We start from the raw sequence: 20,510 nt of genomic DNA, 5'->3' as shown, positions 1-20,510 counted from the left end.
TGGATAACATGACAAAAACTCATGTAAAGGTGGAGGGGTGCCGTGGAAACGAATATTCAAAAGATGCAGGTTCTGCTCGAGACCGTGCGGGCCGGCAGTTTTACGCGCGCCGCCGAGCGGCTGAGCTATTCGCAGTCGGGCGTGAGCCGCATGGTGGGCGACCTTGAGACCGATTGGGGTTTTAAGGTGCTCGACCGCAGCCGCGAGGGTGTGGTGCTTTCTGCCGATGGGCGGCAGATCATGCCGGCGGTTGAGGCGCTCTGCGAGGAGTTTGGCCGCCTGCAGCGACACGTGGACGAGATGCGTGGGCTCATGCGCGGCAAGATCTGCATTGGTACGTTTTCGAGTGTGGCGACCCACGTGCTGCCACCGGTCATAGCGCGTTTTCGCGCCGATCACCCGGACGTCGATTATGAGTTGCTGATGGGCGATTACTCAGAGATTGAACAATGGGTGGCGGAGGGGCGCTGCGACCTGGGCTTTATCCCGCGTGAGCCCCGAGAAAACGGCATGGCATCACGGTCTTTAGTGTGTGATGAGCTGATGGCGGTGGTGCCGACAGATTCGTTGCTTGCCACGGCGGAGTTCGTCTCTCTTACCGATTTGGCAAGAGAGCAGTTTATTCTGCTGGAACGGGGTACCGATGATGAGATTACGCCGCTATTCCGTCGGGCGGGGCTGGCGGTGCGCTCAAAACTGTCGACTTGGGATGACTATGCGATTATGGCTATGGTCGAGGATGGCCTGGGCGTGAGCATTCTTCCCGCGCTCATCTTGCGTCGCTGCCAGTTCGATGTTGCTGTGCGTCCGCTCGAAGGGCATCCCCATCGGCAGATCAACGCCATATATCGAACGGCCGATGTTTCGCTTGCCGCCGCTCGTTTCCTCGAATACCTCTAAATGCGTGCACGTCGTTATCGCCTTGGGATAAATCTCGAGGTCTTGCTCATTTTATTTTTGAAATTGAACTTTTCGAAATAGCACGGCGTTATACTGCTGCCTAAATTGAACTCAGGTTCAATTCGTGTTGTATAAATTGAACTTTGCCAGCAAGGAGGTTCTAGTGGCCCAAGAGACGTTTAGTGATCGTCTGCGACAGGCTATGTCCGATCGCGACGTTCGCCAGTCGGACGTGATCCGCGCATCGGAGATGCTCGGCAAAAAACTCGGCAAGAGTCAGATGAGCCAATATGTGAGCGGCAAGACGATTCCGCGGCGCGATGTGGCTGAGCTGCTCGCCCGTATTTTGGAGGTCGATGTTACCTGGCTGCTTGCCGGCGACGCCGATCAAGGCGAGGCATCATCACCCCGCAACGATTCCAAGCCCGAACCCCATCCCTCAGCTCAAATTGCAAGGAGCACCACCATGCGTACTTTTTCTAAATCCACCAAGCTCGATAACGTCCTGTATGACGTGCGCGGTCCCGTCGTCGACGAGGCCGCCCGTATGGAGGACGAGGGCGAGCGCATCCTCAAGCTCAATATCGGCAACCCGGCGCCCTTCGGTTTCCGCACGCCCGATGAGGTCATCAAGGACATGCGCCAGCAGCTGCCCGACTGCGAAGGCTATTCCAACTCGCGTGGCCTGTTCTCCGCGCGCAAGGCGATCATGCAGTATTCGCAGATCAAGGGCTTGCCCAACGTTCAGATGGAGCATATCTACACGGGCAACGGCGTGTCCGAGCTCATTCAGCTTTCGATGAACGCGCTGCTCGACAATGGCGACGAGATTCTGATCCCCAGCCCCGACTATCCGCTCTGGACGGCGTGCGCAACCCTTGCCGGCGGTCATCCTGTGCACTATCTGTGCGATGAGCAGGCGGATTGGTATCCCGACCTGGAGGATATGGAGTCCAAGATCACGAGCGCGACCAAAGCCCTCGTTATCATCAACCCCAACAACCCCACGGGCTCGGTCTACCCGCGCGAGGTGCTCGAGGGCATCGTCGAGGTTGCACGCAGGCATCAGCTGATGATCTTTGCCGATGAGATCTACGACCGCCTGTGCATGGACGGCTACGAGCACGTCTCGATTGCCTCGCTCGCTCCCGATCTGCCCTGCGTCACCTTTAGCGGTCTGTCCAAGTCGCACATGATCGCGGGCTATCGTATTGGCTGGATGGTGCTTTCGGGCAACCAGCGCTGCATGAGCGACTTCATCATGGGCATCAACATGCTCTCCAACATGCGCCTGTGCTCCAACGTGCCGGCTCAATCGATCGTTCAGACGGCACTCGGTGGACACCAGTCCGTCAACGACTACATCCGCCCCGGCGGCCGTGTCTACGAGCAGCGCAACTTTGTGTATGAGGCGCTCAACAAGATTGACGGCATCTCGGTGGTTAAGCCGCGTGCGGCGTTCTACATCTTCCCCAAGATGGATGTGAAGAAGTTCAACATTACCGATGACGAGCAGTTCGCCCTTGACCTGCTGCACGAGAAGAAGATCCTGATCACGCGCGGCGGCGGCTTTAACTGGGCTGAGCCCGACCACTTCCGTATCGTGTACCTGCCGCGCATGGAAGTGCTCAAAGAGTCCCTCGAAGACCTCGCCGACTTCTTCGATCATTACCGCCAATCGTAGGGGATTAGGTGTCTGCCGCCACAAGAATCGAGGCGTCGCAGGATAGACATACGACAGCGAGCGAGCCGCATTTGCGCCAAGGTGACGTGAAATGAGAGGGCGCTGACCTTTTGGTCGTGCCCTCGAAATTGAACGTCAGATTGGCGTGAATACGGCTCGCGCAGCGTCAAGTGGTCCGCCGTTCGGTAGAACGGCGGAACTAAATAACGATTCCGCAACAATGGTCGATTTCGTGCTGGATGATCTCGGCGGTGTAGCCCGAGAAGTTTTTGATGCGGCGGGCAAAGTTCTCGTCCAAATACTCAACCTTAATGCGGCGATATCGGGTACAGGGACGCTCGCCGACGAGCGAAAGACATCCTTCGCTCGTCTGGTAGGCGTTGACCTGCTCAAGAATCTGCGGGTTGTACATAAGCAGCGCCCTGTTGCCGTCCTTTACGCAGATGATGCGCTTGCGTACGCCGATCATGTTGGCGGCAAGCCCCACGCACTCGTGCTCGTGTTCATGCAGCGTGTCCAGAAGATCCTGCCCGGTCGCGGCGTCGTCGGGCCCCGCGTCTTCGGAAGGCAGGCGTAAAAAGAACTCGGATTTCATGATGGGTTTGATCATGGCGGGCTCCTCATGTCTCGTGCTTTCGTGGACTTTTAATAATAGCGCGGAAGGAAAGCTGCGCGTCAGCGTTACAATCTTTCGACGTTGGACCATGTTGTCAGATCCGTTGCGTGCGGCGTCTGACGTAAGTCTAGGGCTCATGCTCGCCCTGGACTGTTCCTCTGGGGCGATGTGACTGTTGTTCCAAGAGGAAGGAAATGCATGGGGAGCAAATCTCAGCAACAAGTTCAAGTAGCGCCATCGGCCACTGCGGCGTTTCTCGTCGTAATGTATATTGCAGCCTTTGTCGCCGCGTTTAACGAGAACATTATTAACGTGGCGTTGCACGACATCATGGCGGCCTTTTCGGTGAGTGCCACCACGGCGCAGTGGCTCGTTTCGGGCTACATGATCGTGACGTCGATCTTTACGGCCATCATGGCCTTTCTTTCCGGTCGTTTCTCGACGCGCAGGCTGCTGTTTTTCGCATGCGGATGCATGGTCGCCGGAGAAGTCCTGTGCCTGGTCGCCCCAACGTTTACCGTCTTGCTGCCAAGTCGCATTTTGCAGGCTGCGGGATCGGGCATCTTGTTTCCGCTCATGATGAATGTGGTGCTGTCTTGCGCTCCGCGCGAGAAGCTCGGTCTGTATCCGAGTCTGGGCGGTGCCTGCATTACGCTGGGGCCGGCGTTTGGACCTGTGATCAGTGGTCTTATGTGCACGTTGTTTGGCTGGAGGGCGGTGTTCGTAGTGCCGCTGGTGGGCGGTGTCGTGGTCGCCGCGGCGGCAGCAAAGCTCGTTCGAAATGTTGGAGAGCGCTCGAACACTAAGCTTGATATTCTGTCGGTTATTTTGCTCGCCGCCGGCATTACGGCGTTCGTGTATTCCGTAGGAGAGTTCTCGACCAATCTGATTGCCGGTATCGTGGCGCTCTTCGCCGCCATTGTGCTGCTCGGCCTGTTTGCGGCCCGCCAGCTCAAGCTCGAGCATCCGGTGCTTAACGTGCGTCCCATGGCGGGCGTTCGTTTTTGGCCTGCGTGCCTGCTTGTGGTGGTGTCGATGATGACGACGTTCTCGATGAGCGTTTTGTTGCCGCTCTATTTTGAGGGCGCATACGGCATGACCGCGCTTGTTGCGGGCTTGCTCATTATGCCGGCGATTGCCTGCAACGCCGTGACCTCGATTGTGGGCGGACGCGTGATGGACGCCCGTGGCGCATGGCCGCTGCTGCCGGTCGGCTTTGCCTTGATTGCCGTGGGGCAGACCGCAATCTCGATGACTGCGGCAAGCATGAACATTGGCGTTGTCGTTGCACTGACCGTTGTGGTGTATGCCGGCGTCGGTTTGGTGCTGAGCCCCTCGCAGACGGCCGGCTTGGAGACGCTACCCGCTGCCGAGCATCCCCACGGAACGGCGCTGCTCAACACGTGGAACATGATCGCCGCCTCGTTTGGCCCGTCGCTGTTTATCGGCCTGCTTTCGAGTTCTGCAGCGGCTGCCGGTGCCGCCAGCGTCGTGACGGACGTTGCTCAGGCGATTGGATTTGCGGCTGCCGTGCGCGTGGCGGCTGCGATTGCCGTTGTCGGGTTCGCGGTGTCGGTTGTGTACGCTCGCAGCGAGTCGTACATGTCGCATTAATGTGTGCACATAGATTCTGCAGCTAGATTGGATGGCGACACCATAAACTAATTGACGTTTTGCCGAGAGGCATGAATGTTTAAAGCGCAAAGAGTGCGCGACGGGCCCCGCGAATGGGGCGATGATGCCCGAGAGGGCCAAGAAGGAGTCTCATGTCCGAGAACGAAGAGATCATGAACGAGACCGAGAACGAGACCATGGCTGCCGAGGTCGAGGCAGTCGAGACCGTGGAGACCGAAGCTGCCGAGGTTGAGGCTGCTGACGAGGTTTCCGCCGAGGAGGAGGCCGAGGTTGTCGAGGCCGCCGTTGATTACGATGACGAAGAGCTGATGGACAAGATGCAGAAGGCCGCCCGCCTGCTGCGTAGCCGTCGCTTTGCTATTTCCAAGGAGGAGGAGGCCAAGGCCGAGCGTATGGCGAACATTGAGCGCGCCATCAAGCTGCTTGACCTCAAGCCCAAGATGGAGCAGAAGGAGATGTCCGACCTGCTGGGCATGCGCCTTCGTGAACTCGATGGCCTGATGGCCGAGGCCGAGGCTGCCGATCTGGTCGGCCGCATCGACGACGCCGAGGGCGATATGCGCAAGATCGTCGTCTTCGCTGCCGAGGATGCCGCTGAGGGCCTGGTCGAGCTTGCCAACAAGAAGGAGAAGCTCCTGCCCGAGCTTTCTTACGAGGAGGCCACCGAGCTGATGGCCGCTCTCGATAAGGTTATCGCTCCGCTCGTCGCCATGGGCCTGGACGAGGACCGCGGTCCTCGCGGTGGCCGTGACGATCGCGGTGGCCGTGGCGGCGACCGCGGCGGTCGCGGTGGCTTTGGCGATCGCGGTGGCCGTGGTGGTGACCGCGGCGGTCGCGGTGGCGATCGTGGCGGCCGTGGCGGCTTTGGTGACCGTGGCGGCGACCGTGGCGGTCGCGGTGGCTTTGGCGGCAACCGTGGTGGCTATGGCGACCGTGGTGGCAACCGTGGCGGCTTTGGCGGCAACCGTGGTAACGACCGCGGCGGTCGCGGTGGCGATCGTGGCGGCCGCAACGGTGGCGGCTTCCGCGGCAACCGCTTTTAGGGGTTACGCGGTTCTACGAACCGCGTAACTAGTTGACGCTGCGCGCCACCCAGGGCGATAATTTGTCATTCAAAAGGCAAGGCATGACCAGAAGGTCTATGCCTTGCCTTTTTCATGCCAACTTGTTCGCCCTGGGCGGCGCTCGCTGGCGTTGCCAAAACATCGGCGTTGCCATGATCCAAGGTAGTCATTGGGGACGTTCTTAAACGACTACATAGCATGAGAGTGGATAATCTCCCGGTTTAAGCCTGCATTCACGCTCAAAGTGGGAGATTATCCACTCTCATTTGTTGTATGTCCGAAAATCCACGCTCGTTTAAATTCTGCCTACATTTGCAGGAACAGTTCGTGGAGGTGGGTGTCTTCGTCGAGCTCGGGGTGGAAGGTGACGCCGAGCTGGTTGCCTTGGCGGGCGGCGACGATGCGACCGTCGACTTCGGCTAGGGCCTCAGTGTCGCCGTGCACTTCGACGATGCGGGGCGCGCGGATAAACGTCAGCGGCACTTCACCGTCGATGCCGGCTACCTGCCCCTTGGCTCGAAAGCTGCCGAGTTGCCTGCCGTAGGCATTGCGCTCGACGAGTACATCCATGGTTGCCAAACGCGACGTGCCCTTATCGTCATGAGCGGCAAGGTCGTGAGCCAGCAGAATCAGGCCGGCGCAGGTGCCCAGGACGGGCATACCTTCAGCGATACGGGTACGAAGCTCCTCGAGCATGCCTAACTCATCAAGCAGTTTCCCTTGAACGGTAGACTCGCCGCCGGGAAGTACCAGACGGTCAAAGTTCTGCTTCAAATCAGCCGCCTGCCTCAGCTCAATACAGCGTGCGCCCAGCTCGGACAGTCTTGCCTCGTGCTCGGCAAAAGCGCCCTGGACCGCCAGCACGGCGACCGTTTGGTCTGCATAATCGCTCATGTGCGATCCTTTCTGCTGGACTAGCGCCCGCGCTCCTCCATGATGATCTCGATTTCGTCGGCGTTGATGCCCACCATGGCCTCGCCCAGGTCCTCCGAAAGCTCGGCGATGAGCTTGGCGTCGGTGAAGTTTGCCACGGCCTTGACGATGGCGGCGGCGCGCTTGGCGGGGTCGCCGCTCTTAAAGATGCCCGAGCCAACAAAGACGCCCTCGGCGCCCAGCTGCATCATCAGCGCGGCGTCGGCGGGGGTCGCGACTCCGCCAGCGGCAAAGTTTACGACGGGGAGCTTGCCCGTGGCATGGACCTCGCGCACCAGCTCGACCGGAACCTGCAGCTGCTTGGCTGCCTCAAAGAGCTCGTCGTCGCGCAGAGCAACAACGTCGCGGATCTGCTTTTGGATCTTGCGCATGTGACGCACGGCCTGAACGACGTCGCCCGTGCCCGGCTCGCCCTTGGTACGAATCATCGTGGCGCCCTCAGCAACACGGCGCAACGCCTCGCCCAGATCGCGGGCGCCGCAGACAAACGGCACGTCAAACTGGGTCTTGTCGATGTGATAGACATCATCGGCGGGGGAGAGGACCTCGGACTCATCGATGTAATCGATCTCGATGGCCTGCAGGACCTGCGCCTCGACAATGTGACCGATGCGACACTTGGCCATAACGGGGATGGAGACGGCCTCCTGGATGCCCTTGATCATCTTGGGATCACTCATGCGCGAGACGCCGCCTGCGGCGCGGATGTCGGCCGGGATACGCTCGAGCGCCATGACGGCGCAGGCGCCCGCCTCCTCGGCGATGCGTGCTTGCTCGGGCGTGGTGACGTCCATGATGACGCCGCCCTTGAGCATCTGCGCGAGTTCGCGATTGAGTTTGACGCGATCGGCCTTGCTGGTCTGTTCTGCCATGGTTGCTCCCTTGGTTGGCATGTACATTGCTTGACGGAACATCCTATCGGGGAGCTGGGTATGGCGAAATACTCAGTTTTCGAGATAATAACAAGGTCAGACTAATGCCAGATTGAATGATTCGATAAGGTCAGGTGATAGACCCATGCTTGACTACAATTTGGAAAATCGCGGCGAAGCATCGCTTTATGAGTATGTTTACCAGCAAATTCGCGATGATATTGTTGCTGGCCGTATTGCGGCGGGGGAGCATCTGCCGTCTAAGCGCGCCTTTGCGAGTCATTTGGGTATCAGTGTCATTACCATCGAGAATGCATATAGCCAGTTGCTTGCCGAGGGCTATATTTGCTCGATGCCGCGTCGTGGCTACTACGCGTGCGAGCTTCCGGATGCGCCGGTTTTGGCTTTTGCTGCGGGGGATATCGACCGAGACGCTGTCCCTGTTGGTCCCAGCGCGCATGATGCCATGGGGCAGGCAGAGCGATTCGACGCACTTTCTCCTTCCGCTTTGGAGGCGGCGCGGCTTTGGCAAAGTGCGCTACGGGCGACGCTGACGTCCGAAGACGAACGTGAAATCTTTTCGCCCGCACCGGCGCAGGGCACCGCTCGACTGCGACGTGCGATTGCGCACCATCTGCGCGGGACAAGGGGCATGAATGTCGACCCCGACAACATCGTTATCGGTGCGGGCGCCCAGCTGCTCGATACCATGTTGGTTCAGTTGCTTGGCGCGGACAAGGTGTATGCCGTCGAGGATCCAGGCTATTTGCGCTTGACGCGCATCTATCAGGCCATGGGTTGCGAAGTGCGGCATATCCCGTTGGATGCTGAGGGCGTGGACTTGAGCGCGCTGCAGAAAACCGGGACCGATGTCCTTCACCTGATGCCGTCTCATCAGTATCCGACCGGTCTTGTGACGAGCATTGCACGTCGCTATGCGTTGCTGAGCTGGGCCGCCGAGCGGCCAGGTCGGTATCTCATCGAAGACGACTTTGATTGTGAGTTTCGCCTTGCCGGCAAGCCGATTCCCGCGCTCGCGTCGATCGATGCCGCCCAGTCGGTTATCTACACCAACACGTTTTCGAAGAGCCTTTCATCGGCGTTGCGTTTGGCGTACATGGTGCTGCCCGATGAACTAATGGAGAGGTTTAAACGCAACCTTGGTTTCTACGCCTCGTCGGTAAGTTCTGTTGATCAGGTTGCCTTGGCGCGTTTGCTGGAATCGGGTGATTACGAGCGACATGTGAACCGCGTGCGCGCTCGTGCTCGTGGGGCGCGTGATGGCCTGGCGGCGCTTGTACGGAAAACGTTTCCGGCAGGGGAAGTCTCGATCGAGTACGCGGACGCCGGCCTTTACTGCGTCGTGGCCGTGGAGTGTGACGCGGGCGGAAGCTCTTTTGCACGGGCCCTCACGCGCTCGAGCATCCCTTTTATCGATATCGGTGACTGTTTTTGGTGTGCCGATGGCGCATCTGTCCCTGAAAACTCAACTCAAATTCTTGTTCAGTATGACGATCTGAGTCCAAAAGTACTAACTACCTTGGAATTGCAGCTAATGGGGAGCACTCTGCAACCTAAGTGAGTAGACTTTTAGCACTTTGGCGACCAGACAGTTTTGTAACAAGCTATCTACCTGCGGTTTTGAAAAGCAGGATGACCGGCCTGCTCGGGATGTTCAAAAAAGTCTACTCACTTGCCGCGCAAAGCTCCTGCATGAGAAAAAAATGGGGTTTTCAACAGGGCTTCGTCCAGCTCTCGGCAAGCTTTTGGCCAGTTGGGGAGGGCTGTTGAAAACTTGGCAGTCCGTTCGGCGCCATTTTTGGTGCGTTCGCGCCAATGCGTGACTGACTGGGTTGAAATTCGTGTTTTCCTGTGCCTATGAAGGATCTACTTTGTGACATATCAGCTTTTAGGTACTGGCGTTTGCCTCCTCAAGTCCGCGCTTTGTGTCCGCCGCTTCCACGACCGGAAGAAGACCGGCAGCGATATGATCTCGCCCGCAACCCGACGGCTGCGGTCGCGCTCGTTTTTCCGTTGTATACATTGGTTCGGACGAGAAACAAACGGACTTGTCCTGCCAGCATTAGGCAGCGGCTGTTTCTTGGTGAGCTTCCCAGGGAATCCGTGCTGGAAACGGAGCATGGGGTTTTGATTACGTCTCCTCTACTGACGGCATTCATCATGTTGCGGCATCTGACGGATCTTCAGCTTCTTTTGGTATTGGCGGAGATGTGTGGCTTGTTTGCGGTGTGTGCCCTGCCGGCGGCACTTGAGGCGGAGCTTTCGCGTGCAATTGATTCGGGCGCGATTTCGACAACGTTCGGTTGGGTGCGCTGCCCGTCCGAGGACGGCACCGCCTCAAATTTATGGCGTCGAGACGCTTTGGTTTTGGGCGGAGACCTTGACCGTTTTTGTTCAGATGTTTGCGGGATGCGTTACGGCAATAGATTTATAGCGGTATCGCAACTCGTTCCATTGGGCGCCGCGTCGCCTTTTGAGGTCGAGGCGTATTTGCTACTTGCACTGCCGCGATCCCTGGGAGGAGAAGGTTTTTGCGGCATAGAGCTCAATGTTGAAGTGATGCTAAGCACAAGTGCTCGAGCGATTGTGGGAAAGTCCCGTGTATATATCGACCTACTTCTTTCTTCGCTGGACGGCAGGCGACAGGTGGCCATTGAATGTCAGGGAAAGGCCTCGCACGGACGCGCAGGGGATGGCTTGCGTGACGCTGACCGCATGACGGCCCTTCAGGCCATGGGCTACGATGTACTTCTCCTGACACACAGACAGATATCCGATGAGGATAGATTCCGCGCGATCGTTAAGGCCGTATGCAGGATGCTCGATGCTGATTATCGTGATAAAAGCTCAGATGAGCAAAGGGCTGAGACATTACTCCGGTCTGAACTATTCGTTGACTGGACAAAATTGGGAGTAATTGACGGAAAGATGCCCGTTAGACACAAAGCAGCTCGATCGTGGACGGCTTCGGTTCTAAGTGAGTAGGCTTTTGGCACTTTGGCGACCAGGCCGTTTTGAAACAAGTCATTTACCTGCGACTTTATAAAGCAATACGGATGGTCTGCTCGGCAAGTTCCAAAAAGTCTACTCACTTAGTTTTTGACGAGAGACCGATGCCGAAGATAGCTCTATTTCAGGGCGTTAACGAGTCCGCGAGACACAAAAAGGCCCGAACCAATACGGTCCGGGCCTCATCGAGCTAGAGGTTATGTCTCAAGCGGTTGGCTTAGCCAAAGTAGCGCTTCAGCAGGCCGGCGAAAGCCTTGCCGTGGCGAGCCTCGTCGCGAGCCATCTCGTGCACGGTGTCGTGGATGGCATCGAGACCAGCGGCCTTGGCGCGCTTGGCGAGATCGGTCTTGCCGGCGGTGGCGCCGTTCTCGGCCTCAACGCGCATCTCGAGGTTCTTCTTGGTGGAGTCGGTCACGACCTCGCCCAGGAGCTCGGCGAACTTGGCGGCGTGCTCGGCCTCCTCGTGGGCAGCCTTCTCCCAGTACAGGCCGATCTCGGGATAGCCCTCGCGATGAGCGACGCGAGCCATGGCCAGGTACATACCGACCTCAGAGCACTCGCCCTCAAAGTTGGCACGCAGGTCAGCAACGATGTCCTCGGAGACGCCCTCCATCTTGGCGACGCCCACGACGTGCTCGGCAGCCCACTCGAGCTGACCCTCCTCCTGCTTCAGGAAGCGAGAGCCGGGAACGCCGCACTGGGGGCACTTGAAATCCTCGGGCAGCTGGTCGCCGTCGAACTCTTCCACATAACCGCAAACGGGGCAAACAAACTTCATAATTCGATCCTTTCGATCGATGGCGATGGCGCGCTCGTCCGGTCCCGTAAGGGCCCTCTCCGGACGTGCGTCTTGACGAGTTCTATTATCCATAAATGCGACCGAATGTGAAGCCTATTAGGAATGATTTTTAATAAAACAATTTTGGGCATGTGAAGATGTTGATTGATTAACGATTGCTAGACCTCGTGCGACCTCCGATGAGTACAATCGGTCGAGCAAATGTTGACCTATCAACAAATGAAGGAGTTTCCTTTATGCATCTAGCCCGTCGTGCCTGGTGTCGAACATATCAGACGGTTTTTCGCATTGCATTGCCAATCCTGCCCTATACCGAGCCGCGCATTTTAGAGCATGCCGAGGATGTGCCCGCGGTGCTTCAAAAGCGCTCGATCCAGAAGGTCCTTATCGTGACGGATCCCGGCATTGCCCGTCTGGGGCTCACGGCACCGCTCGAGACAGCGCTCGCGTCCAAGGGAATTGGCGTTGCGGTCTATGCCGAAACACGTGCGAACCCCACGGTCTCAAACGTGGAGGAAGCGGCGTCCCTGTATCGCGCGAGCGCCTGCCAGGCCATTATCGGCTTTGGTGGCGGTTCGGCCATGGACTGCGCCAAGGGTGTGGGGGCGCGCATTGCGCAGCCATACAAGCCCATCAACAAGATGCGCGGCCTGCTGCGCGTTCATCGTCGCCTGCCGCTGCTCATCGCCGTTCCCACCACGGCAGGTACGGGTAGCGAGGTCACGCTCGCAGCGGTCATTACCGATGACGAGTCGCACTACAAGTACCCCATTAACGACTTTGTGCTTATCCCGCGCTTTGCGGTGCACGACCCCGAGTTTACGCGCGGCCTGCCCGCCTCCATTACGGGGCAGACGGGCATGGATGCTCTGACGCATGCCGTCGAGGCCTTTATCGGGCGCAGCACCACGCCCTATACGCGCAAGATGGCGCGTCAGGCGGTGCAACTCATCCGCGATAATTTGCTCGAGGCCTATGAGCATGGCGACAACATGCGTGCGCGCCGCAATATGCTTTCGGCGGCGTATAAAGCGGGTGTTGCCTTTACGCGCTCATACGTGGGCTACGTGCATGCCATTGCACACAGCCTGGGCGGACGATACGGGATTCCGCACGGCTTGGCCAACGCGATCATCCTGCCGCACATGCTTCGCGCTTATGGTGACGCCGCCGCCCCCAAGCTCGCCGATCTTGCTCGCATGGCGGGCATTGCGCCGGCTACCGCGCAGGACGGTCTTGCGGCCGAGGCCTTTATCGATTGGGTCGACCGCATGAACGTTGCCCTGGGTATCCCCAAATATGTGACAGGCATTCGCCGCTCCGACATTCCCGAAATGGCAACGCACGCCGATGCCGGGGCTAATCCGCTGTACCCCGTTCCGCTTTTAATGGACCGCTTGGAGCTCGAGCGTATGTACGAGGTCGTCGCGGGTGGTATGCTTGAGGACGAGAACTAGGAGGGCGCCATGAACACCGAGGAAATTGCGCGCATCGTCGGCGATCAGCGCGCCTACTTTAAGACGCACGCCACGTTTGATGTCGATGCTCGACGTCGTGCGCTCGTGAGTTTACGCGATGCGGTACGGGCCCACGAGGCCGATATTGCCCATGCGCTCAAGACCGATTTGGGAAAGTCGCATGACGAGGCCTATATGTGCGAAATTGGCACCTCGCTTTCCGAGATTCGTCATCAGATCGCGCATGTGGCTCGATGGAGTCGTTCGCGCCTGCGTCCGTGTGACCTTGCCAACGCCGTGAGTGTGTGCAAAACGCAAGCCGTGCCCTATGGCGTCACGCTCATCATGGCTCCATGGAACTATCCGTTTTTGTTGACGCTCGAGCCACTCGCCGGCGCCCTTGCCGCGGGCAATACTGTGGTCATCAAGCCGAGCGCCTATGCTCCTGCATCGAGCGCGGTGCTCAAGCAAATCTGCGAAGAGGCATTTGATCCGCGCCTGGTGACGGTTGTCGAGGGCGGGCGGGCCGAAAACGAAGCGCTACTCGATGAGTGCTGGGACAAGATCTTCTTTACCGGTAGCGTTCCGGTCGGCAAGCTCGTCATGGAGCGCGCAAGTAAAAACCTTACGCCCGTGACGCTTGAGCTGGGCGGAAAGAGTCCCTGCATCGTGGATGCGACGGCAAACTTGAAGGTTGCGGCACGGCGTATCGCCTTTGGTAAATGGCTCAACGTGGGGCAGACCTGCGTGGCGCCCGACTACCTGCTGGTCGATACGAGCGTGCACGACGAGCTGCTGGGCCTCATCAAGGAGGAGGTCCGCCGTATGTTTGGCGAGCATTCGCTCGATAACGAGGACTACGGACATATCGTCAACGCCAAGCATTTCGTGCGCGTGCGCGGGCTGATCGACTCCGATAAGGTTGTGCTGGGAGGCACGGCGCGCGAGTCGTCGCTCAAGATTGAGCCGACGATCCTAGACGGCGTGGCCCCCGATGACGCCGTGATGCAGGAGGAGATTTTCGGCCCCATCTTACCGGTGCTGACGTTTGAGAGCTTAGACGAGGCCGAAGCGTTTATTACGGATCGTCCGACGCCGCTGGCCCTGTATATCTTTAGCCAGGATCGCGCGGCTCAGCAGCGCTTTGTGCGCTACGTGCCCTTTGGCGGCGGCTGTGTTAATGACACCATTATGCATTTGGCTACGAGTCATATGGGCTTTGGCGGCATGGGAGCGAGCGGTATGGGGCAGTACCATGGACGCGAGAGCTTCGATACGTTTAGCCACAAGAAGAGCATCGTGAACAAGGCAACGTGGTTGGACGTGCCATTCCGCTACGCTCCTTACGCAAGCTGGAAGCACAAGTTCGTGCGCATGTTTGTGCATTAGAATCAGATGGTGTAGCGACAAACGGTCGAAAAGGCACGGGTGGGGCGAATTTGTGTCCGCGCGAGTTCGTAGACTTCTCTGTAAGGTTAAACGCCGGTTTATCCGGCCGTTAGGGGAGTTGCTATGTACGAGCCTTCACGTGTTCTTCTGTCATTTCACATTGCAGGATTTCAATATGCCGACGGCGCTTTGGTCCTAGGCGATCTTAAAGCGGGCGATAAACTGACGCTGCGTGCCGAACGTGATAATCCTCACGACCCCGAGGCGGTTGCGATCTATTATGGCAAGACCAAGCTTGGCTATGTTCCGGGAGACGAGGTTGGCCCGCTGTCCTTGATGATGTATTACGGGCATGGGGACGTATTTGAAGCCCGTGTGCAGCAGGTTGCTCCCGAGCGCAGCCCGTGGCATCAGGTGCGCGTTGGACTCTATGTGGTGGATGCCCGCTAGTCGGCAATGGAGGCGGTCATGGTTGATGACGACGACCTGTTCGATCTGACAGACGATCCGTTTGAGTGGGATATGCTGCTCGATGACGATGAGTTGGAGCAGGACCGGAAGAAGCGGCAGGACAAGAACGCCCAGGGTGATGCGTCGAAAAAGAAAGACAAACGCCGCCGAGGTCCGTTCGTCGGGCTCTTTGGCTAACCGACGCGCCAAAGCGTCTGTATACTAGGCACGTGTTAGACACGTTGCGAAATGAGGATACAGACGATGATGTGGTTTACCGCCGACCTGCACCTGGGCGATACGAATATCTTGCACGATATGGATCGGCCGTTTGATTCGGTCGAGGAGATGAACCGCAAGGTCATCGATGCCATCAATGAGTGCGTGGCGACGGACGACCGTCTCTATATTTTGGGTGACTTTACCTATCGTTTGCCCCTGGCGGAGGCGGTGCGCCTGCGCGAGCGTATCGAATGCCAGAACGTGACGCTCATCCGTGGTAACCATGACGGCGACTGGGAAGATCCCGACGTACCGCAGATTTGGGAAGACGTGCGCGATTACCTGGAGATTGCTCCCGGCTATGCCAAGGGCCATCGCCTGGTGTTGAGCCATTACCCCATGCTCAGCTGGAATGGCAAGGCGCGTGGCGCCATCATGCTGCACGGGCATATCCACAGCAGGGGAGACCGCACCAACGTGCGCAACCGCGATCGCGAACGCCCTATCTTTCGCTACGATGTCGGTCTCGATGCCAACGAGTACAAGCCCGTAAGCCGCGATCAGATTCTTAGCTTCTTTGGGTTATAGGGCGCCAGAGCCACCACAAAGGGGACAGGCACCTTTGTGGTGGCTCTGGCGCCGTTGCCATTATGGCGGCGGCGTCTTTTTTGTCCGTGCGGCGCGGTAGAGTGTAGGCGGTTGAAATTTGCGTCCATCGAGGAGCTGCTATGAACGAGATCAAGTGCCCGCATTGTGGCGAAGTTTTTAAGGTCGATGCGTCCGGCTATGCGGATATCGTCAAGCAGGTGCGCGATGCCGAGTTCTCGCGCGACCTGGATGAGCGCGTGAAGGCGGTCCAGCGCGAGGGCGAGCAGGCACTGGAGCTTGAGCGCTCGCGCTCGACGGCTGCTTTGCAAAAGGCAGAGTCTCAGCGCGACGCTCAGCTTGTCGAGCAGAAGAACGCTGCAGCTCAGCAGCTGGCACAAGAGGTTGCCAAGCGCGACGCTGAGCTTGCCGAGCTGCGCGCCAAGCTCGAAGGCGCTGCCGCAGAGCGCGAGAGTGCAAGTCAGCGCGCGGCGGTTGAGGCTCGTTCCGATGCTCAAAAGGAGAATGCCGAGCTTCAGCGCGAGATCGACAATTTACGTGCGCAGTTGGAGCGCAAAGATGATGAAGCCAGGCTTGCCGAGGCGGCGGCACGCAATGCTGCTCAAAACGACCTGTCCGCGCGCGACGCTCAGATTGCCGAGCTGCAGGCCAGGATCGCCGCGGCGGACAAGGCCCAGGAGATGGCGCTTGCCGCTGCCGCGGCAGAGTCGCAGCGTGAGCTCGATGCCGCTCGCAGCGAGGCCGAGCGCGCGCTTACTGACTATCGCGCGAAGGTGCAAGAGAAGTTTTCCGCCGCAAAGGCTCAGTCCGAGCAAGAGGCCGAGGGCCTGCGTGCCCAGCTGCGCGAGCAGGAACTGATGGCAAAAATGAACCTGTCAGAGGCGGTCGCCGCGGCGGAGCGAGAGCGCGATGAGGCACGTGCCAAACTGACGAGCGAGCTGGCGGTGCGCGATTCTCGCGAGGAGCAAGCCAAGGCGGCACACGAGCTCGAGCTTGCGCAGGCCAAGCGCGCGAGCGATGACCTGATTCGCTACAAGGATGAAGAGATTGAGCGCCTTAAGGACATGAAGGTTCGCCTGTCCACCAAGATGGTGGGCGAGTCGCTCGAGCAGCACTGCGAGACCGAGTTTAACCGTCTGCGCATGACGGCGTTTCCCAATGCGTACTTCGAGAAAGATAACGATGCATCCGAGGGCACCAAGGGAGACTTCATTTTCCGTGAGCGCGACGCGAGCGGCAACGAGGTCATTTCGATTATGTTCGAGATGAAAAACGAGAACGACGAGACCGCGACCAAGCATAAAAACGAGGACTTCTTTAAGAAACTCGATCACGATCGTCGCCAGAAAGGCTGTGAGTACGCGGTGCTCTGCACGCTGCTCGAGCCCGAGAGCGAGCTTTACAACGCGGGAATCGTGGACGTGAGCTATCGCTACGAGAAGATGTATGTGATCCGCCCGCAGTTCTTCATTCCCATCATTACGCTGCTACGCAATGCCGCCATGGGTTCGCTTCGCTATAAGCAGGAGCTGGCGGAGTACAAGCAGCAGAATATCGATGTCACGAACTTCGAAGCCAAGATGGAGAAGTTCAAGAACGATTTCGGCCGCAACTACGAGATCGCGAGCCGCAAGTTCCAAACGGCAATCGATGAGATCGACAAGACGATTAGCCATCTGCAGAAAACCAAGGAGGCGTTGCTGTCCTCCGAGAACAATCTGCGCCTTGCCAACAAGAAAGCCGACGATCTTACCATTCGCAAGCTCACGTGGGGCAACAAGACCATGAAAGCAGCGTTTGACGAGGCGCGCGGGGCCGCGACAGAGACGAACGATGAGCCAGCCGAGGCGGATTCGTATGAGGTCGAGGATGCCGAGTAGGGGATAGCGTATCGCGCAAAAAGCGGGGCCGCTGGCGATGTTGCCAGCGACCCCGCTTTGTTTCGTCCCATTGCGCCCGGCTAGTCCTCGAGCAGGTCCTCGATAAAGCCGACACGGTAGTTCTTGAAGATTACCTCGCCGCCGTCTTGCGTGGCGTCCAGATCGACATCGCCCATGATGCCAAAATCGTGGTCGCCATCCTCGTCAGCAAAGATCTGGTGCACGTGCCATACGTGCGCGGTCTTCTCGTCGGACTCGTCGATGGAAAACATCGCGGCGCTGCGGGCATCTCCGTCGGTGAGGATTTCCTCGTGCTGCTCGTGGTAAGCGTCGAGTGCTTTTTGCCAGCGGATCTCGCTCATGCCCCAGTCGTCGTCGAGCTCGCCCAGGTCGCGAACGTGCTCGCGGGCGGCAAGGGTCACGCGGCGGAAGAGCGCGTTGCGCACCAACAGCGTGCAGCCGCGGCGGTCCGCCACGACCTCGTCGATGCCCTGCGGCGGCGCAGCATCGAGGGCTGCCGGGTTGCCGGCGTTCTCCCACTCGTCCACCAGGCTCGAGTCCACCGAGCGCACCACAAAGCCGAGCCACGAGATAATGTCGCGCAGACGCTCGTCGCGCTTCTCGATGGGCACGGTGCGGTCGAGCGAACGGTAGGCCTCGGCTAGGTAGCGCAGCAGAATGCCCTCGGAGCGGGCGATGCCGAGCTTTTGGATATAGCCCTTAAAGTCGCTCGCGCTCTCCAGCATGTCGCGCAGGACGCTCTTGGGCGAGAGCTGGTAGTCGTTGGCCCAAGGTACTTCCTGGCAGTACTTGTCAAAGGCGGCGTCGAGCAAATCCTCAAGCGGCTTTTCGTACGTGACGTCCTGAATACGCTCCAGGCGCTCCTCATACTCGATGCCGTCGGCCTTCATTTCGGCCATCGCGCGGTCGCGCGCGGCGCGCTCCTGTGCGCGCAATACCTGCTTGGGATCCTCGAGCGTAGCCTCGACCATCGAGATGAGATCCATGGTATAGGTCTCACTCTCGGGGTCGAGTAGCTCCAGCGCGGCAAGCAAAAACGGCGAGAGCGGCTGGTCGAGCGCAAAGTCCTCGGGCAGGTCGACCGTCAGTGCATAGTCGATGTCTGGTGCGGCGTCAGTCGGGGCGTCGGGCGTGAGTGGCACCTCGGTGCGAACGACGACGCCGGAATCGATGAGCGTGGCGAAGATCTCGTCGGCACGAACCTCGAGCTTAGCCTTTTCCTCGGGGGTCTGCAGGCTCGTCTCGATGAGGTCGTGTACGCGGGCTCGGGCATCGCCACCCTGCTCGACCACGCTAATCACCATGGAGTGCGTGATGCGCAGGCGCGGCTTGAGTGTCTCGGGCTGCGTCTCGATCAGGCGCTCGAACGTCTGCTTGTTCCAGGTGACAAAGCCCTCGGGGGCCTTCTTCTTTTTAATCTTGCGGAGCTTTTTGGGGTCGTCGCCCGCCTTGGCCATAAGCTTGGCATTCTCGATCTCGTGCTCGGGTGCCTCGGCGATGACCATGCCCTCGGTATCGAAGCCCGAGCGGCCGGCACGACCGGCAATCTGATGGAACTCGCGGGCGCGCAGACGACGCATCTTATAGCCATCGAACTTGGTGAGCGCGGTGAGCACCACGGTGTGGATGGGCACGTTGATACCGACGCCGAGCGTATCGGTGCCGCAGATGACGGGTAGCAGGCCCTGCTGCGCCAAGCGCTCGACCAGCAGGCGGTAGCGCGGCAACATGCCAGCATGGTGCACGCCGACGCCGCATCCGAGCAAGCGCTTGAGGATTTTGCCGAAGGCCGTCGAGAAGCTCGTGCCCTTGGCCGCCTCCTTGATGGCCTCGCGCTGCTCCTTGTTGGCAATGCCAAAATTGGCGAGCGACTGTGCCGTCGCAAGTGCGGCATCCTGGCTAAAGTGCACGATATAGAGTGGGGCCTCGTCGCGGCGCATGGCGAGCTCGACCGTGCCCTCGAGGGAGGTCGTCACATAGTCGTAACTCAGCGGAACAGGACGCGGGGCGTCGACGACCAAGTCGCAAGCAGCGCCGGTGTGCTCCTCGAGTGAGGCGGCGATGGCAGTGACATCGCCGAGCGTGGCGCTCATGAGCATGAATTGCGTGTGAGGCAGGGTGAGCAGCGGCACCTGCCAGGCCCAACCGCGATCGGGGTCGGCAAAGTAGTGGAACTCGTCCATGGCGACGCAGCCAACATCGGCATCTTCGCCCTCGCGTAGTGCGTCGTTGGCGAGGATTTCTGCCGTACAGCAGATGACGGGCGCCTTGGTGTTGATATGCGTGTCGCCGGTGATCATACCGACGTTATCGCGGCCGAGCACCTGCACAAGGTCGAAAAACTTCTCGCTGACCAGAGCCTTGATGGGGGCCGTGTAATAGCAGCGTTTGCCCTGTGCCATGCCCATAAAGAGCATGCCCAGCGCGACAAGCGACTTGCCCGATCCGGTCGGCGTGCCCAGAATGACGTGATCGCCGGCGGCTAGATCCATGAGGGCCTCTTCCTGGTGGTCCCACAGCTCAATACCGCGATCGCTCGTCCATTCAAAGAAGCGCTCGAAGGCCTGGTCGGGCGTGAGCCACGGTTCGGGCTCGCTGCCGTCCTCGGGCTTCCACCAGGTGGGGGAGAGCGCACCGAGTGAGCCGAATTCGGCTTCGGTTCCCGTGCCGCCCGAGAATGAACTGGCGGCTCCGGCACCGGGGACGGTGCTGGCGGCGATATCTGTCGTGGTCTGTGCCATGTGTTTGCTTTCTCTCGCGATTGTCCGCCAACTATTATGGCGTAGCGTCGCATCGATGCGTTCGCAGGCAAGAAAATGCAGGAAATGGGCGTTCTGCCCAGCCGTTTAGTGTAGTCGCTAGCCAAGTGAGTAGACTTTTTGCGATATTGCGAGCACATGACTTTTGCGCAAGGGTTCTACCTGCGGTTTTATGTTTCGCTATGCGGGCTGT

Annotated in this window: 17 protein-coding genes; 12 read left to right on the top strand and 5 right to left on the bottom strand. The window is 59.0% G+C overall.

Translation table 11 applies throughout. From position 1 onward, the window contains the following. Positions 1-42 precede the first annotated feature (42 nt). Together PMW70_RS06625 and PMW70_RS06620 are read left to right on the top strand one after the other, a co-directional pair. Positions 43-900, top strand: coding sequence for a LysR family transcriptional regulator (locus tag PMW70_RS06625; RefSeq protein WP_117757314.1), 858 nt, complete (start codon positions 43-45; stop codon positions 898-900). Positions 901-1,102: 202 nt separating this feature from the next. Then, on the top strand, positions 1,103-2,584 hold the full coding sequence (locus PMW70_RS06620) for an aminotransferase class I/II-fold pyridoxal phosphate-dependent enzyme (protein WP_117757320.1): 1,482 nt from the start codon (positions 1,103-1,105) through the stop codon (positions 2,582-2,584). 199 nt (positions 2,585-2,783) lie between these two features. Here PMW70_RS06620 and PMW70_RS06615 read toward each other — a convergent pair whose 3' ends face one another. Continuing rightward, positions 2,784-3,194 (bottom strand): peptide deformylase, encoded by a 411-nt coding sequence (locus PMW70_RS06615; protein WP_271744298.1) that lies wholly within the window; start codon positions 3,192-3,194, stop codon positions 2,784-2,786. A gap of 204 nt (positions 3,195-3,398) precedes the next feature. Here PMW70_RS06615 and PMW70_RS06610 point away from each other — a divergent pair, with 204 nt between their 5' ends. Next, on the top strand, positions 3,399-4,814 hold the full coding sequence (locus PMW70_RS06610; protein WP_271744297.1) for an MFS transporter: 1,416 nt from the start codon (positions 3,399-3,401) through the stop codon (positions 4,812-4,814). A gap of 152 nt (positions 4,815-4,966) precedes the next feature. Further along, the gene (locus tag PMW70_RS06605) at positions 4,967-5,878 is read left to right on the top strand and encodes a hypothetical protein (protein ID WP_035137032.1); all 912 of its coding nucleotides are present in this window, start codon (positions 4,967-4,969) and stop codon (positions 5,876-5,878) included. A 327-nt stretch (positions 5,879-6,205) separates the two neighbouring features. On the opposite strand, the gene pdxT is transcribed toward PMW70_RS06605, so the two are convergent. Both pdxT and pdxS read right to left on the bottom strand, forming a co-directional pair. Next, positions 6,206-6,793, bottom strand: coding sequence for a pyridoxal 5'-phosphate synthase glutaminase subunit PdxT (gene pdxT / locus PMW70_RS06600; RefSeq protein WP_117803748.1), 588 nt, complete (start codon positions 6,791-6,793; stop codon positions 6,206-6,208). 20 nt (positions 6,794-6,813) lie between these two features. Then, positions 6,814-7,704: a pyridoxal 5'-phosphate synthase lyase subunit PdxS gene (gene pdxS / locus PMW70_RS06595; RefSeq protein ID WP_022094325.1), complete on the bottom strand. Its 891-nt coding sequence runs from the start codon at positions 7,702-7,704 to the stop codon at positions 6,814-6,816. A gap of 145 nt (positions 7,705-7,849) precedes the next feature. Between pdxS and pdxR the strand changes: the two genes are divergently transcribed. Both pdxR and PMW70_RS06585 read left to right on the top strand, forming a co-directional pair. Continuing rightward, complete coding sequence (pdxR, locus tag PMW70_RS06590) at positions 7,850-9,286, top strand: MocR-like pyridoxine biosynthesis transcription factor PdxR (RefSeq protein WP_271744296.1); 1,437 nt, start codon at positions 7,850-7,852, stop codon at positions 9,284-9,286. Positions 9,287-9,852: 566 nt separating this feature from the next. Then, on the top strand, positions 9,853-10,710 hold the full coding sequence (locus PMW70_RS06585) for a hypothetical protein (RefSeq protein ID WP_271744295.1): 858 nt from the start codon (positions 9,853-9,855) through the stop codon (positions 10,708-10,710). A gap of 241 nt (positions 10,711-10,951) precedes the next feature. On the opposite strand, the gene PMW70_RS06580 is transcribed toward PMW70_RS06585, so the two are convergent. Continuing rightward, entirely contained in the window at positions 10,952-11,512 is a 561-nt protein-coding gene (locus PMW70_RS06580) for a ferritin family protein (protein ID WP_022094328.1), read from the bottom strand. A gap of 257 nt (positions 11,513-11,769) precedes the next feature. On the opposite strand from PMW70_RS06580, the gene PMW70_RS06575 reads away from it, so the two are divergent. The 6 genes from PMW70_RS06575 to PMW70_RS06550 all read left to right on the top strand — a co-directional run bounded on the left by PMW70_RS06575 (position 11,770) and on the right by PMW70_RS06550 (position 17,537). After that, a complete protein-coding gene (locus tag PMW70_RS06575; RefSeq protein WP_271744293.1) occupies positions 11,770-12,990 on the top strand; it encodes an iron-containing alcohol dehydrogenase in 1,221 nt (406 codons plus the stop codon). 9 nt (positions 12,991-12,999) lie between these two features. Next, on the top strand, positions 13,000-14,379 hold the full coding sequence (locus tag PMW70_RS06570) for an aldehyde dehydrogenase (RefSeq protein ID WP_271744291.1): 1,380 nt from the start codon (positions 13,000-13,002) through the stop codon (positions 14,377-14,379). Between the two features lie 123 nt (positions 14,380-14,502). Then, complete coding sequence (locus PMW70_RS06565) at positions 14,503-14,829, top strand: HIRAN domain-containing protein (RefSeq protein ID WP_117647459.1); 327 nt, start codon at positions 14,503-14,505, stop codon at positions 14,827-14,829. 18 nt (positions 14,830-14,847) lie between these two features. Then, positions 14,848-15,027 carry a hypothetical protein gene (locus PMW70_RS06560; RefSeq protein ID WP_118266819.1) on the top strand — a complete coding sequence of 60 codons (180 nt, stop codon included), beginning with the start codon at positions 14,848-14,850 and terminating at the stop codon, positions 15,025-15,027. A 66-nt stretch (positions 15,028-15,093) separates the two neighbouring features. After that, positions 15,094-15,639 carry a metallophosphoesterase gene (locus tag PMW70_RS06555; RefSeq protein ID WP_271744289.1) on the top strand — a complete coding sequence of 182 codons (546 nt, stop codon included), beginning with the start codon at positions 15,094-15,096 and terminating at the stop codon, positions 15,637-15,639. A gap of 140 nt (positions 15,640-15,779) precedes the next feature. Then, on the top strand, positions 15,780-17,537 hold the full coding sequence (locus PMW70_RS06550; protein WP_117563516.1) for a DUF2130 domain-containing protein: 1,758 nt from the start codon (positions 15,780-15,782) through the stop codon (positions 17,535-17,537). 80 nt (positions 17,538-17,617) lie between these two features. Here PMW70_RS06550 and PMW70_RS06545 read toward each other — a convergent pair whose 3' ends face one another. Beyond that, entirely contained in the window at positions 17,618-20,299 is a 2,682-nt protein-coding gene (locus PMW70_RS06545; protein WP_271744288.1) for a DEAD/DEAH box helicase, read from the bottom strand. Positions 20,300-20,510 lie beyond the last annotated feature (211 nt).

It is taken from the genome of Collinsella aerofaciens, from assembly GCF_028209625.1.
In the GTDB taxonomy this organism is placed as follows: Bacteria; Actinomycetota; Coriobacteriia; order Coriobacteriales; family Coriobacteriaceae; genus Collinsella; species Collinsella aerofaciens_AM.
Note: the sequence above shows the minus strand (reverse complement) of the source record. Positions and strands in the feature narration are given on the sequence as shown.